The organism is Acinetobacter sp. AC1-2, from assembly GCF_016124155.1.
In the GTDB taxonomy this organism is placed as follows: domain Bacteria; phylum Pseudomonadota; class Gammaproteobacteria; order Pseudomonadales; family Moraxellaceae; genus Acinetobacter; species Acinetobacter calcoaceticus.
On record NZ_JABFFO010000010.1, the window covers coordinates 12,551 to 26,280 of the forward strand.

Sequence of the window (13,730 nt, forward strand, 5' to 3'; positions counted from 1 at the left end):
TGCTTTAAGCCAGTAATTTTATGGCTATGCCTAAGGTAATAGCCATCGTAAAATCTAGCTTTATTTCGATTTTTTTATATCTATTTAATATAGCTATTCTTTTTAAAAACTTGTTGAAAACTTAAAGGAATATTTTGTGTATTAGGTATATGTCCAAACAAATGCTCATCTTTTGTTTGAAAAAAGATATCAAAGCTTTGACTCATAAATGGATCGATTTCACTTTGTTTTTGATAAATTGGTGTAAGCCTATTGATATAATAATTGATCCAATCAACTTGTGTTGAAAATAGAGAATAATCTCTGAGATCAGAATAGAGCCTCTTCAAATTATCTGCAATCAAGTCTACATTTGGGTGAAACAACCAAATAATAATCTCCATGGGAGAAACTTTTTTCAGTGTATGCTGAGATGTTTTATCAAATCTTTCAATTTTATATAATTGCGCGCCAGATTGACTATAACTAGAACAAAGTAGTTTTCCATTATGAACTTGATCAAGGTCTTGACCTAATTCTAAGGTACGTATTCTCTTAGAAATATCTAGACATTCAGGTAAAGTTATTAATTTAGATTTTGCTATATTTTTAAATATATCAACTGATTGCTGAACCACTCTTGATTCGCCAGTACCAGTAATAATACCTTGCTCCCAAGCGTATAACTTCGAGTAATGTGTAGTAGAAAGCTCCACATCTAAGGTTTCATTTACAGTTACTCTTTTATTGTCAACTGCAACAATAATGCTATCGTTTAATTGAATAGCTAAGATGAAAGTCATATTTTACGTAAAATAACGAGACATTTGATATACATTTATTTTAGGCTATATCAGTGCAAAATTCTGAATATTTTTATAAAATTGAGGTTATTAATGGCTGGTGGTTCTCAAATCATTATTAATAAAGATGGTATTACCCTGATTACACCAGGAAAATTTGAGCCGAAAGCTGGACAACACCTTTTTAAAAGTGGTGAAAAGGCTAATTTTTCTTTGCCAGAAATCCCTAATGTTCAATCTCCTTTTAGTAATAAATTAGATGTTTATAATCTATTTAAGGAAACATCTAATATTAAATATTCTGTTTTACATTCAAATGGACAAGTAAAAACTGGCTTCCTTGACCAGTATGGTAGGACTGGACGTATCAGATCACAGGAACAGGAAAAAGTTAAAGTTTTGATTGGTGGCGATGAATGGCACTATTATATTAGCCGTTTCGGTGGAACTATTGAGGATAATACTTATATTAAATTCCTAGATTTTGTAGGAGATCCTATACCAAATTTAGAATTTAACTTAAGCGATGATAATAATAAAACTCTTATGGAATGTAGAACAAATAATGATGGTGAAGCAGTATTTGTATGTCCTAAAGATGACTTTCCAATCCTATCCGTTAAAAGTTTAATTACTAATGAATTTAAGCCAATACTAAGAATAGAAAATAACTTAGTAAGAGAGATAATTTTAGTAAGCCCTAAAATTTTGAAAGAAATTGATTTATTACAAGAAACAGATGAGAAAGGCGATTATTTAAGAAGTAACTATCATAAATAATTGAATATTCAAAAAGTATTGTGAGTGATAAAGATGGCAAATGAACAGAAAGATTTACAACAGAAAGTAAATCAAAATGGAAGACCTGTTTCAGTTTTTACTAAAGAACATCTTGAAACTGCGGGTAATGTAGCTGCAAAAACTTCAGATGTATTAGGTTATTTAAAAGATGGAACATCAGTTGTAGACAATTACAATTTTAGATGGGGTCTTGTTCATTCAAAAAATACGCCTTTGTTTAGTAAAGAAAGGTTGGAAAAAGCTAAGGAATTCCGATTTTATAAAGAAAATCCCCAGACAGGACGAATTTTCAAAGGTAATCAGCATACAAAAGTATTTGATACTAAAAAATTCGGTAGCAAGGTTGATAAATTAGGATCAAAAGCAGGAAATTTTGCAGATGGAGTAGAGTTAACATTAGCTATAGTTGACAGAAACCCAGAAGCACTTGCAACAAAATCTTCTACATTAGTTTTATCTAAAGCTGGTGAAAAGACAGGTGAAATAGCTGGGCTTGCTGCTGTAGGGAAATGTACTAAAGTAGCAATAAAACGGCTTGATCCTAGAAAAGCTACAGTTGTTGGTCTCACCTGTGCTGGTGCAGCAATAGGTGTGAAATACTGGTTAAAAGGCAAAGGAGAAGAGTTAGGAAATACGGTTGGAAAAACAAATACTGCCATCCAGACAGCTCAAGGCGTTCTTGATGCAATAGATATGGTAGATGAACTTGAAACAAAAGCAGCTGAAAAAGAAAAGCAAGAGGCGATCAAAAGAGATCCAATGCTAGAATGGCATATAGTTGGAGCAGATTAATTTAAAAGAGATATATTATGAATTTAAAGTATTTAATGATTTCTAGCCTCATAAGTATATTTTTATTAGGTAGTGCAGGCTGCTCAGAACCTATTCCCCCACAAAATAAGACTCAAAGTGAAGCAAGCCAATTATATGAACAAGGCGGTAAATATTTCTTAGGTAAAGATGCTCCTAAAGATTATCAAAAAGCTTTTTCTTATTTCCAAATGGCAGCTGAAAAAGGCTTACCTATTGCACAAAATGATTTAGCAGGAATGTATTCCAAAGGAATAGGCACCCCGAAAAATGAAGAAAAAGCTTACTATTGGTATGAGAAAGCTACTAAAAACAACTTTCCGGAAGCTCAATATAATTTGGGTTTGATGTACGATAATGGCTATTATGTAAATAAAGATAGATCAAAAGCTTTAGAATTTTATAAATTATCTTCTGATCAAGGATATGCTAAAGCTCAATATAATTTAGCAAATGCTTATCTTTCAGGAAATGGAATAAAAAAAGATATTAATTTAGCTTTGGAATTATATAAAAAAGCTGCTGATCAAAATTTTTCTGAAGCTCAATATAATTTAGCAAATATCTATTCTGATGGCAGTCTGGTTAAACAAGATAATGCAAAAGCTCTAGAGTTATATACAAAAGTAGCAGAAAAAGGCATACCTGAGGCTCAAAATAATCTAGCCTATATGTATGCTAATGTTTACTCAGATTATGAAAAAGCTAAATATTGGTTCAAAAAAGCTGCCGACAATGGATATGAGCCAGCAAAAGAAGCTTTAGAACAGTTCCAATAGTTCTAAGTAATTTACTTCTTAGAAGTCACTATCAAATATATAATTAATCCAATTAAGACCAAGAATATTAACTGAATTTCTAAAAAAAGGTTTATCATCCATGAGTTTCTAAATGATAAACCTTTTTTTGTTATTAATATTTTCGATTTTTTTGTGTCTGGTGAAATAAAAACTTTTATTTCATTATTTTTCTTTATTTCATTAAATATAGATATATTTTGGTCCTTCATATCATTACAATTTTCAAAAATTTTTAATCTATATAAAACTAAAAAATCTTCTTTTTCTGATGTATATGCACTATTTTGATATGTATATTGATACTTTATATCTCCACGAGCATTCCTATCCATTCCTCGTCGCCAAGGTTTACTTGAGCAGTAAACCTTGTAATCTAAAATTTTATAATCTTTTACTTCAACCCAGTCAGGATTAAATAATTTAAAAATTTTTGATTGCAGATTAAACGATGAAGTTATAAATAAGAGAATAAGAAAAATAACTGCTAAAGATAAAATAATTTTTATAAATAATTTCATTATCAAAATAACCTTACTAAAATCATATAATCCAAATAGTGACAGTCACATTAACCCATCAAATACTATTTAAATATAATTTATATTTAACATATCCTTAGCATACAAATACTAGCATAAAAACAAAATTTTATTGAATAACCTTAAGTATAGTCACCGTATACTATTTTATTATTTCCCCCTCCCCCAAAACCGCTCCAACACCACATCCCGTTCATCCAAACTGTTAGAGCTTAAAACCTGTAGCATCAAGCCATCAATTAAGTTTAAAACCATGTTGGCATCGGGTTTGAATGCGCTGGTTTCTAGACTAAAAACCAAATCAAAAAGCTCTCGAAGTAGCCATTTTCGATATTCAACGGCCATGCGGTAGGCCCTTGGATAAAACTGTTTTATTTCAAAAATGGCTTTAAACAAAAGGTGGTAAAGGCTATTTACATCGACATGTAAACGCACAATTTCTTTAAGTTTATCGGTTTGGCTTGCGTAACGGTGTGAGTAGACAATTGCCAGCACTTCTTCTTTCAGTCGGCTTTTTTGAAAGCTTATGCATGTTTCTATGAGGCTTTCTTTGGAGTGAAAGTAGTTATAAAGCGTGGCTTTTGGAATTTTAGTTTCTTTGGCAATCAGGTCTACGCCCGTATTGTGAAATCCATAGAGATTAAATAGATCTACTGCGCTATGGATAACTTTTAATTTTTTTGAAGTCGTTTCTAAAGTTGGCATAGTTTTACCGTTTAAATTCTTGTTGTTTCTAAATGAGATAAAAAGCCTGTGCCCTTTCTGGGAGAAAAAAAGGCACAGCAAAGCCGTAAGACGGTGCTTGGCACATCTCAAGTTTTATTGTTGATATAAGTTTTTAGCCGTAATGACTTAAAGTCTGAAAAGCGGTTAAGCCGTCAAACTTTTTAAAGATAAATTAAGTGGTGTCGTTATAGCTTTTGGCACTGAGGGCCAAGAAATAATGGATGTGCATAGCCAACTCCTGATTTTGGGAGTTCTGCCAAAGCATTCATTTGGAATTATGGTGGCAGAACGAAAGAGGGTTGACAGACTGGCCTTAAGATCCCAGCACACCCGAGGGTGTCCCCCTTCCGTCCTACCGCTACAAAAAGGGGGACGAGTGAGTCTACATCAAAAAAATGAATTTTTTCAATGCTCTTAAGGACGGCCTGTCAAAGCCGGCTGGCAATGTAGGCCAGCACGCAAAGCATAATCTTAGAGTTTAGGGGTGTCAATGTAGCTTTTATGACAAGTATTTAAATTTATTATTATTTTTCATTAGATTAACTTAATTATTGTTTTAGATATTATATTTAATTATATTTTTAAATTAAATGAAGCGATCCATGCTTATTTATTTCTATCTTTTAACTTTTAATGTGAGAGTACACAGCAGAACTTCGGTTTAGACAATCTCGGTCTGCCCCACTTGGTGATAAGCACGATTAAAATAAACCAAACTTTGGTCATGCTCGCTTTGTTTAATCGCCACAATCGGACAAATAAGAATAGTGTGTGTGCCGACTTGTTGAATTTGATCAATCTCGCAATCGAAACTTACCAAAGCATCATCTAACACAGGTGAACCTGTTTCTAACTCAATCCATGCGCCATGTTTAAAGCGCTCTTCTGGTGTGAGCTTAGACGAAAATGCTTTTGAAATATGTTCGTGGTGTGCGCCTAAAACATTCACAGTTAAGATTTTGTTATCTAGGAAATGTGCATGTGAACTCGCAGATTGGTTCATACACACCAATAATGTCGGAGGTGTGTCAGTCACACTACAAACAGCAGAGGCAGTAAATCCAAAACGACCAGACATGCCTGCCGTAGTCACAACACTAACCGCACTTGTGAGTAAAGACATTGCATTTCTAAAGTCTGTTGCTTGAACCATGACATTATTCCTAAATTGAACCGTACCTTGTCCTGAGTGTTTGCTATACCGCCCAACTCCATCAGGAAGGTACTTTATCGACATGCGTTCTGCGTAGAACGACATGTAGTAAGTAAAATGAGGGTTACTTGTTTGATTATCAACTGCCATCAAAAAAGTAACCCTTTATACCACTTATTGGTAAAGATTAAGCAGAGAGTTCAAAACCCGTAAGTTCTCTACGAACAATTTCTGCACCAGCACTTAAAGCATTTAACTTGCCACGTGCCACTTCACGTGAAAGAGGCGCCATGCCACAGTTTGTGCAAGGGTAAAGTTTGTCGGCATCTACGAACTGAAGCGCTTTACGAAGTGTGTTAGCTACTTCTTCTGGAGTTTCAATCTGGTTAGATGCGACATCAATTGCGCCAACCATGACTTTTTTACCGCGAATGAGTTCGAGTAAATCGATAGGCACATGTGAGTTGTGACATTCTAACGAAATGATATCGATATTAGATTTTTGCAGTTTCGGGAAAGCTTCTTCGTACTGACGCCATTCCGAACCTAATGTCTTTTTCCAGTCAGTATTGGCTTTAATGCCGTAACCATAGCAAATGTGGACCGCAGTTTCACATTTTAGACCTTCAATTGCACGCTCTAAAGTCGCAACACCCCAGTCATTTACTTCATCAAAGAATACGTTAAATGCAGGTTCGTCAAACTGAATGATGTCTACACCAGCAGCTTCTAATTCACGCGCCTCTTGGTTCAAAATTTTAGCAAATTCCCAAGCAAGTTTTTCACGGCTCTTGTAATGACCATCGTAAAGCGTATCAATCATAGTCATTGGGCCAGGTAATGCCCACTTAATTGGTTGATTAGTTTGCTGACGTAAAAACTTAGCATCTTCAACAAACACAGGCTTTTGACGAGACACAGCACCCACGACAGACGGTACGCTTGCATCGTAACGGTCACGAATTCGAACGGTTTCGCGCTTCTCAAAATCTACGCCATTTAAGTGTTCAATAAACGTAGTCACAAAGTGTTGGCGGGTTTGTTCGCCATCGCTCACAATGTCGATGCCAGCAAGTTGTTGTTCGTGCAACGCCAAACGTAACGCGTCTTTTTTACCTTCAATCAGGCCTTCGTTTTCGAGTTTCCAAGGCGACCAAAGCTTTTCAGGTTCTGCAAGCCAAGACGGTTTAGGTAAGCTGCCAGCAGTTGAAGTTGGTAATAATTTTTTCATGATCAATGACCCGTATGTTGATTAATTAGGAGCGTAATTAGCAGACCACTGCTCAAGAATCGCTTGGTATGGTTTGATAAATTGCTCTTCAACAAACTTCCCCTGCTCAATAGCCAAACGGCTACGTTCTTCTCGGTCATACACAATTCGAGTAAGTGAGTAATCTTCATTTTTCAAGCTTGGCTGATAAGATTTTCCAGCAACTGAATTTGCATTGTAAATTTCAGGGCGGTAAATCTTTTGGAACGATTCCATGGTGCTGATGGTGCTGATCAACTCAAGGTTGGTGTAATCACTCAACAAATCACCAGTAAAATAGAACGCCAAAGGTGCAGCACTGTTTTTCGGCATGAAATAGCGAACTTTTAAGCCCATTTTTTGGAAATATTCATCAGTTAATGAATAGTCTTCTTGCTTATATTCCACACCCAAAACTGGATGTTCGTTTTCAGTGCGGTGATACACTTTAGTTGTCGAAACGCTTAAGCAAATCACTGGCGCTTTTTTAAAGTTTGCTCTGTAAGTTTCAGAGTTAATAAAGCTCTTAAACAAGTTACCGTGCAATTCGCCAAATTTCTCTGGTGTGCTAAAAGTAGACTGATTTTTATTGTGGTCTAACAAAAGCACACTAAAGTCATAGTCACGTACATAAGACGAGAAGTTATTACCCACAATGCCTTCAATGCGTTCATTGGTCTTTTTATCAACAATATTGGTTTTCAATATTTCGATTAAAGGAAGCGCACTGTTATGGCTTGCAGCATCAACATTCATTTCAACTGAAATGATTTCAAGTTCAACCGCATAGCGATCGCCTTTAGGGTTGTCCCAATGAGCTAAGGTATTAAAACGATTGTCGATCATCTGTAATGTGTTGCGCAGATTCTCTTGACGGCTCATCCCTCTCGCTAAGTTAGCAAAGTTGGTTGTAATACGCGTATTGTCTGCTGGACGATAGTTTTCATCGAAACAAATACTCTTAATCGTAAATGTAAATTCTTTACTCATTTTGATCAGTACCCTAATTTCTGAGATAAACCTAAAAATATTTCGAGCTCTTTTTAAAACTTTCCAGCCTTGTCAGATTTGTGCCTTTTGGTCTTATCAAAACTGAATTACCAGAACGCTTCAGAGCGTGAATAGATTTATACCGCAATCACAACATGAATAAAAATGATTTAGTCTCATTCAAAACTGAGTGAAATTCATGTTTAGAGTTTAATAAAGAAGTATGAAGTTAAATATTTTTCATCTTTGGGGATTTTAGACAGTAGAAATTCAATATACGACGGACGTGTAAAGCCCTTACCAATTTTAAAATTTATTATTATTTTCAATATATTAATCCATAAAAACTTAGGGAGAATGGCTAGACCTAAAGTAATTTATACTGACTCTCGCTCATCTCTGTTTTTAGCCATTCTAGAAATATGGTTTTGCGTGAATCTTCCTCGAAAGTGCTATGAGAAAGTAAAAAATAGGCTGAACCGTCTTGTACGACTGGTGAAATTTTTTGCAGTAAGTTCCACTCTAGCTCTTTTTCAATCATATAAATTGAGATCACGGTTGCGCCGAGTCCAGCTAAGCAGCCTTCTAAACATAGATAAAAATGTTCGAGTTCGACTTTAGCGTAGCCTTTTAAACTCTGCTTTAACTCAGCAATGCGGCTAACGCTTTTGAAAAAATTCGGTCTAGAGGTCGAAATGAGTAAGTCGTTTGTTTCAGATGGCTTGGTTGCTTGAATCATTGCGATGTATTCATCGGCAATTTTTTCGCTAAAGATATGCTCTCCCCAAACAAAATCATTTCTGCGAATCGCGATATCAATATTATCTTTTTCAAAGTCGACCACCCCACCTGCTGTGAGTAACACCACCTCAAAATCATGACCAAGCTTTTTAAATTTTGAGAGCCGTGGAATGAGCCATTTCATGGAAAGAGTCGGTTCACAGGACAAGACCAGTTGTTTATTGTGAGTTTTAGGCTGGCTTAGTTGTATTAAACATTCATCGAGTTGACCAAAAACCTGATGGCAACAACTCAATAAAATTTCGCCCTGCTCAGTCATCACAAGTGTTTTATTTTTTCGGTCGAACAAAGTCGTATTTAAAGCTTCTTCTAAGTTATAAATCTGTTTACTGACCGCACTTTGCGTCACAAATAATTTCTTTGCAGCTAAAGTGACGCTGCCATACTTCGCCACAAAATAGAAAAATTTTAATGAATTCAGCGATATTCTTTCGATCATTCCAAAAACTCATAAGTGGTTAGTCGTTTTTATCGATTTTTATTTCTAGGTTTTTGTTCAAAATAAAAATCATCTTTATTAAACCCTATTTTAGATGATAAAAAACATATTGAATATCGATATCTATCTGCACAACCATATCGATACGACTTCTTATTCTGAAAAAATAGCTGCTTTGGGTAATGCTTTCACCTTTTTAAATACATTCCAAAAAGTACAGATTAGCTCCCTTATTTTCAGTGATGGGACAAGATAATGGCAGAGTTTATTGCGGTTATTCTCATTACGATTTTGGCGGTGGTTAGCCCCGGCGCTGACTTCGCGATCGTGACCAAAAATAGTTATCTGTACGGCAGAAAAATAGGTGTGTTCACTTCACTTGGAATATCGCTTGGGGTGTTGGTGCATGTGACCTATACATTAATTGCTGTTGCGTTTGTGATGACTTATACGCCGCAAATTTTGAATATTGTTAAGTATATTGGTGCGATTTACCTAATCTATATTGGCTATAAAACCTTTACTCAAAAACCAGTTTTAGACACTGCCGCTTTAACTTCTATAGGTACTTTTCAAGCCATAAAATACGGCTTCTTTACCAACGCCCTCAACCCGAAAACTACGCTATTTGTGATCAGTACTTATACCCAAATTGTAAGTTTAACCACGCCTAAAACCGTTCTTTTAGCTTATGGCTTTTTTATGTCATTTGCCCATTTTGTCTGGTTTTCACTAGTGGCTGTGCTTTTTTCATCAATGCTGTTAAGGCAAAAAATGTTAGCCAAGCAAGTGCAAATTAATAAGGTGATTGGTTCAATTTTATGTGCATTAGGCGTTATTCTTCTTTTTACTCAGTTTCAATAGAGCCAATGAATTTTAAGAAATAGAGTGTGGACTGAGTCCTATCTGTAGAATTCAGTCCATTCAAGCGAGTTAAGAATCTATTTTTTAAGTATTCGATTCAGATAAATCATTTACATTCCAACGATTCGCTCTTTTAAAGGTGCCGACATCGTTAAATCGAACACCCATATCACGCATGACTTTATGCGCAACGGGTGCAGTCATTTGTCGAATGTAGAATGGTTCTTTCACCACAAAATGATGGATGGCATGCGTCGAACCAAAGTTAAAGCAAAAGAGTTGGAACGGCATCATCCACCACGGTGTTAACACTTGCGTTTGTTGAATCACATTGCCTAATTCAACATCACCATAGTAATGCATATTGCTTGTCACAAAGTGCAGGCAGAAAGTACGCAGCACATTTGGCGCAATCCACACCACAGTCAGAATATTAATCACATGCATAACATTTAGGGTTGTATCTGACCATGCGATCGGTGCATTTGCCAAGCTTGAAACCATATCAACTGCATGGAACCCTAAGAAGATATACCAAAGAGACCAATGAATAATTCCAAGTGGAAAATAAGCTAAGAACGCACGTTTAAAAATAACTTTTCTAACAGTCCAATTACTTGCAGCAATAATGCGTAGCAAAACTGCAAAGCCATTATCACCAATCGCGACGAGTCGGCGTATGCTCCACTGCTCTCCATTGGTGAGCGCTCTTTCTTCTAAATCAACTTCAGTGCCTGAATTTTTATGGTGATTAAAATGAAGCTCACGGCGTTTCCACGGGTTAATGGTACTTGGGCGAGCTAACCACACTAAGCCCATCATTAAATGATGTGCCCATGGTTTTTTTCTAAAATACATCCAGTGAATGAGGTCGTGTTCTAACTCATGGGTAAGAGATGCAAAAAACGCAATAATTGGAATTGCGAACCACGCTGAAAGCTGATGATTAATATAGAGTACAGCCGTAGCAATCATTCCAACGAGCGAAACAAATAGAATCATCGCTCCTATTGCGTTTTGATGGTTCAAAATCGGATGGTGCTTGCGTAAAGCCACACCTTCCGCTGTAACTACTTTTTTAATGTGTTCCGTTTTCTCGCTATCACTCATTCCAGCAGGATTTTTATATATGTAGGTCATCCGTTATTCCTCAGTTTTCTCATATCCCTACTTTATTTATATCTATCTTTGTACGCTTAGCTCGAAACGCCAATCTATTGGCTATGGATGCCAAAATAGTAAGATTCAAAACAAACAAAAGATTTTTTAGTTTTGAATCTTTTATACTGCTCACAGGAATATGAATCACAAGTTATAGGACATAACATGCCACAGACAGCAACGGCACTGGCTAGCTGGGTTAAAGCGATTCAAAAAGCGCTTGAGAAAGCAGGTGTGGATAGCCAACCTTTATTAAAACAAGCAGGTTTAGATGTTCAGGCCCTAAATGATCCAGATGCACGCTATTCATTAAAAAACACAGCAACTTTATGGAAATTAGCCGTTCAAGCGACTCAAGACTCGTGCTTTGGCCTTAAAGTTGCCAGCCAAGTCAATCAAAATACATTTCATGTGTTGGGCCATTCACTCATTACCAGCACCACACTAAAAGAAATGTTTTTAAGAATTATTCGTTACTTCCGCATAGTGACCGACATTCCTGAACTCGAGTTTTATGGCGAGGGAAAAAATCATTATTTCGTTATTCATGTTCCCGACGAAGTTCAACCCGAATCTATCGATGCTTTTATCTCTGTTTTTATTCGTTCAAGTCGTGCGTTACAAGGTTCTGTTTTTTCGCCCTTACGCATTGAACTAAGACGCTCAGAGCCAGAAGATTTAGAAACTTTTCAGAGTATTTTAAAAGCCCCGATTGCGTTTAATGCACCCAAAGACATGATTGTGTTTGACACAGCAACCATAGAGCAGCCTTTAGATGGTGGGAATCCGTCCCTCACCCAAGAATATGATGAGATTATTAATCGTTATCTCGCAAGATTTGATAAAGAAAATATATTGGCTCGTGTGAAAGTAAAACTCATTGAAAAATTATCTACAGGTGACTTTCAACAACAAGACGTTGCAAAAAGTTTAGGCTTAAGTATACGCAGTCTGCAACGCAAGCTTTCGGCAGAAAATACCTCTTATAGCGAGCTACTCGACAATACACGGCACGAACTCGCTTTGTCGTATATCAAAAATTCAAGCCACAATATTACCGAAATTGCCTATATTCTTGGCTTTACCGATGTGAGTAGTTTTACCCGTGCTTTTCGACGCTGGACAGATTTATCACCGCTACACTATCGGGAAAAACATCTGTCTTTCTCTTAAATTTCTAGAAATTTTAGATAAAAAAAAGATGCATTCATGTGCATCTTTTTTTTATGAATATCTTATTTTTTATTTAACAGTTCGAGCATAGACACTGTGGTGACTTTAGCTCCGACTGGCAAGGCTTTTAAATCTACAACATAGTTCGGACTGTGCGGAATATAAGGTGCGGGTTTGCCTTGCTTTACTGCATTTGCAAACACAACCGGATCTGCCACGCCAATGAACATAAAGTTAAACGGAATGTCTTTTTGATCACCTAACAAATGATGAACATCTTCAGAACCCATAACGGCGGGATATTCAGTTAGAACATGTTTGTCGCCTAGCAAAGCTTTTAGTGGTCCATTTAAACGCGCAGAGAATTCTTTATTATTGACTACAGGCGTACTTGAACCCTTAAAGGTAAAAGTAGGCAATTGATCTTTACCCATGCCCTGCATTTGCGCAGCACCTTCGCTCATAAGCTTTATGTTATTTAACATGGTTTCGCGTACTTTTGGATCAAACCAACGTAAATTCATTTTGACCAGTGCAGTAGAAGGAATCACATTATTCGAATTTCCAGCTTGGATTGAGCCAATCGATAAAACTGCTGCTTGTTGAGGGTCGACTGCGTTACCCATAATAGTTTGATATTGAGTTACTGCATTTGCCGCCATGCTAATCGGGTTCTTGGTTAAATATGGGAGTGAACCATGCCCACCAACACCTTTAAATAAAATATCAAGTTGATCTGTTCCCGCCATGCGTGGTCCCGGTGCATTGATTACCGTTCCAACAGGTGCAGGTGTGGTATGAACTGCAAAGAAATAATCGGGTTTTGGTAAGTTGTATTTTGTCCACAAACCGTCAGTCACCATGGCTTTAGCACCCGTTACAGGCTCTTCAGCAGGTTGTGCGACTAAAATCATGGTTCCGCTCCATTCCTTTTTTAGAGCTACCATGGTTTTTGCCATACTCAGCATCCATGTCACATGTGCATCATGACCACACATATGTGCAACAGGCGTTTCGGTTCCATCGTCGAGTTTTACCCGCACTTTACTTGCATAAGGTAAGCCAGTCGCTTCTTGAACCGTATTGGCATCCATGTCGGCACGGTACATGACCGTTGGCCCATCACCGTTTTTTAAAATTCCAACCACACCTGTCTTGGCTATGCCAGTTTTAACATCAAACCCTAATGACTTAAGCTCTTTGGCAACAATGGCAGAGGTACGCGTTTCCATAAATCCCAATTCTGGGTGTTCATGAATATCTTTATAAACCTTACTTAACCACTGTGTTTGGCCGTCAATAATGGTTAACGCTTTTTGTGAGACAGTAGGTAAATTAGATGGGTTTACTTCGGCATGGAGGACAGTTCCATAACCTGCAATCAAAGTCGATAACCCTAAAAATATGCCGTTTTTGATGATTTTATTCATGTAATTAAAACC

Annotated in this window: 14 protein-coding genes; 5 read left to right on the forward strand and 9 right to left on the reverse strand. The window is 36.6% G+C overall.

Going from position 1 to position 13,730, the window contains the following annotated elements; genetic code table 11:
- Positions 1–80: 80 nt before the first annotated feature.
- The gene (locus tag HL290_RS17875) at positions 81–782 is read right to left on the reverse strand and encodes a hypothetical protein (protein ID WP_198497168.1); all 702 of its coding nucleotides are present in this window, start codon (positions 780–782) and stop codon (positions 81–83) included.
- 93 nt (positions 783–875) lie between these two features.
- On the opposite strand from HL290_RS17875, the gene HL290_RS17880 reads away from it, so the two are divergent.
- From HL290_RS17880 to HL290_RS17890, 3 genes are read left to right on the forward strand one after another with little or no spacing between them, the layout of a single operon-like run.
- Positions 876–1,562, forward strand: a complete 687-nt coding sequence (locus HL290_RS17880; RefSeq protein ID WP_198497169.1) for a type IV secretion protein Rhs — start codon at positions 876–878, stop codon at positions 1,560–1,562.
- A gap of 33 nt (positions 1,563–1,595) precedes the next feature.
- Positions 1,596–2,375 (forward strand): hypothetical protein, encoded by a 780-nt coding sequence (locus HL290_RS17885; RefSeq protein WP_198497170.1) that lies wholly within the window; start codon positions 1,596–1,598, stop codon positions 2,373–2,375.
- A gap of 17 nt (positions 2,376–2,392) precedes the next feature.
- Entirely contained in the window at positions 2,393–3,172 is a 780-nt protein-coding gene (locus HL290_RS17890) for a tetratricopeptide repeat protein (RefSeq protein WP_198497171.1), read from the forward strand.
- An 11-nt stretch (positions 3,173–3,183) separates the two neighbouring features.
- Here HL290_RS17890 and HL290_RS17895 read toward each other — a convergent pair whose 3' ends face one another.
- From HL290_RS17895 to HL290_RS17920, 6 genes are all read right to left on the reverse strand, one after another.
- Entirely contained in the window at positions 3,184–3,711 is a 528-nt protein-coding gene (locus tag HL290_RS17895) for a hypothetical protein (RefSeq protein ID WP_198497172.1), read from the reverse strand.
- Positions 3,712–3,882: 171 nt separating this feature from the next.
- Entirely contained in the window at positions 3,883–4,437 is a 555-nt protein-coding gene (locus HL290_RS17900; RefSeq protein ID WP_198497173.1) for a TetR/AcrR family transcriptional regulator, read from the reverse strand.
- A gap of 682 nt (positions 4,438–5,119) precedes the next feature.
- Positions 5,120–5,611: a flavin reductase gene (locus HL290_RS17905; RefSeq protein ID WP_017392354.1), complete on the reverse strand. Its 492-nt coding sequence runs from the start codon at positions 5,609–5,611 to the stop codon at positions 5,120–5,122.
- A gap of 187 nt (positions 5,612–5,798) precedes the next feature.
- Positions 5,799–6,842 carry a methionine synthase gene (locus HL290_RS17910; RefSeq protein WP_005048816.1) on the reverse strand — a complete coding sequence of 348 codons (1,044 nt, stop codon included), beginning with the start codon at positions 6,840–6,842 and terminating at the stop codon, positions 5,799–5,801.
- A 21-nt stretch (positions 6,843–6,863) separates the two neighbouring features.
- Positions 6,864–7,850, reverse strand: coding sequence for a DUF1852 domain-containing protein (locus HL290_RS17915; RefSeq protein WP_005042907.1), 987 nt, complete (start codon positions 7,848–7,850; stop codon positions 6,864–6,866).
- Positions 7,851–8,217: 367 nt separating this feature from the next.
- A complete protein-coding gene (locus HL290_RS17920; RefSeq protein WP_198497174.1) occupies positions 8,218–9,090 on the reverse strand; it encodes a LysR family transcriptional regulator in 873 nt (290 codons plus the stop codon).
- A 255-nt stretch (positions 9,091–9,345) separates the two neighbouring features.
- Between HL290_RS17920 and HL290_RS17925 the strand changes: the two genes are divergently transcribed.
- The gene (locus tag HL290_RS17925) at positions 9,346–9,954 is read left to right on the forward strand and encodes a LysE family translocator (protein WP_198497175.1); all 609 of its coding nucleotides are present in this window, start codon (positions 9,346–9,348) and stop codon (positions 9,952–9,954) included.
- Positions 9,955–10,038: 84 nt separating this feature from the next.
- Here the strand turns inward: HL290_RS17925 and HL290_RS17930 are convergent, their stop codons facing one another.
- Complete coding sequence (locus HL290_RS17930) at positions 10,039–11,064, reverse strand: fatty acid desaturase (protein ID WP_198497188.1); 1,026 nt, start codon at positions 11,062–11,064, stop codon at positions 10,039–10,041.
- 216 nt (positions 11,065–11,280) lie between these two features.
- On the opposite strand from HL290_RS17930, the gene HL290_RS17935 reads away from it, so the two are divergent.
- Complete coding sequence (locus HL290_RS17935) at positions 11,281–12,288, forward strand: AraC family transcriptional regulator (protein ID WP_198497176.1); 1,008 nt, start codon at positions 11,281–11,283, stop codon at positions 12,286–12,288.
- 62 nt (positions 12,289–12,350) lie between these two features.
- On the opposite strand, the gene HL290_RS17940 is transcribed toward HL290_RS17935, so the two are convergent.
- Positions 12,351–13,718 (reverse strand): amidohydrolase, encoded by a 1,368-nt coding sequence (locus tag HL290_RS17940; RefSeq protein ID WP_198497177.1) that lies wholly within the window; start codon positions 13,716–13,718, stop codon positions 12,351–12,353.
- Positions 13,719–13,730: the final 12 nt, after the last annotated feature.

Coding starts and splice junctions, on each gene's coding strand:
- HL290_RS17875 (WP_198497168.1), bottom strand. CDS start 782: ATGACTTTCATCTTAGCTATTCAATTAAACGATAGCATTATTGTTGCA.
- HL290_RS17880 (WP_198497169.1), top strand. CDS start 876: ATGGCTGGTGGTTCTCAAATCATTATTAATAAAGATGGTATTACCCTG.
- HL290_RS17885 (WP_198497170.1), top strand. CDS start 1,596: ATGGCAAATGAACAGAAAGATTTACAACAGAAAGTAAATCAAAATGGA.
- HL290_RS17890 (WP_198497171.1), top strand. CDS start 2,393: ATGAATTTAAAGTATTTAATGATTTCTAGCCTCATAAGTATATTTTTA.
- HL290_RS17895 (WP_198497172.1), bottom strand. CDS start 3,711: ATGAAATTATTTATAAAAATTATTTTATCTTTAGCAGTTATTTTTCTT.
- HL290_RS17900 (WP_198497173.1), bottom strand. CDS start 4,437: ATGCCAACTTTAGAAACGACTTCAAAAAAATTAAAAGTTATCCATAGC.
- HL290_RS17905 (WP_017392354.1), bottom strand. CDS start 5,611: ATGGTTCAAGCAACAGACTTTAGAAATGCAATGTCTTTACTCACAAGT.
- HL290_RS17910 (WP_005048816.1), bottom strand. CDS start 6,842: ATGAAAAAATTATTACCAACTTCAACTGCTGGCAGCTTACCTAAACCG.
- HL290_RS17915 (WP_005042907.1), bottom strand. CDS start 7,850: ATGAGTAAAGAATTTACATTTACGATTAAGAGTATTTGTTTCGATGAA.
- HL290_RS17920 (WP_198497174.1), bottom strand. CDS start 9,090: ATGATCGAAAGAATATCGCTGAATTCATTAAAATTTTTCTATTTTGTG.
- HL290_RS17925 (WP_198497175.1), top strand. CDS start 9,346: ATGGCAGAGTTTATTGCGGTTATTCTCATTACGATTTTGGCGGTGGTT.
- HL290_RS17930 (WP_198497188.1), bottom strand. CDS start 11,064: ATGAGTGATAGCGAGAAAACGGAACACATTAAAAAAGTAGTTACAGCG.
- HL290_RS17935 (WP_198497176.1), top strand. CDS start 11,281: ATGCCACAGACAGCAACGGCACTGGCTAGCTGGGTTAAAGCGATTCAA.
- HL290_RS17940 (WP_198497177.1), bottom strand. CDS start 13,718: ATGAATAAAATCATCAAAAACGGCATATTTTTAGGGTTATCGACTTTG.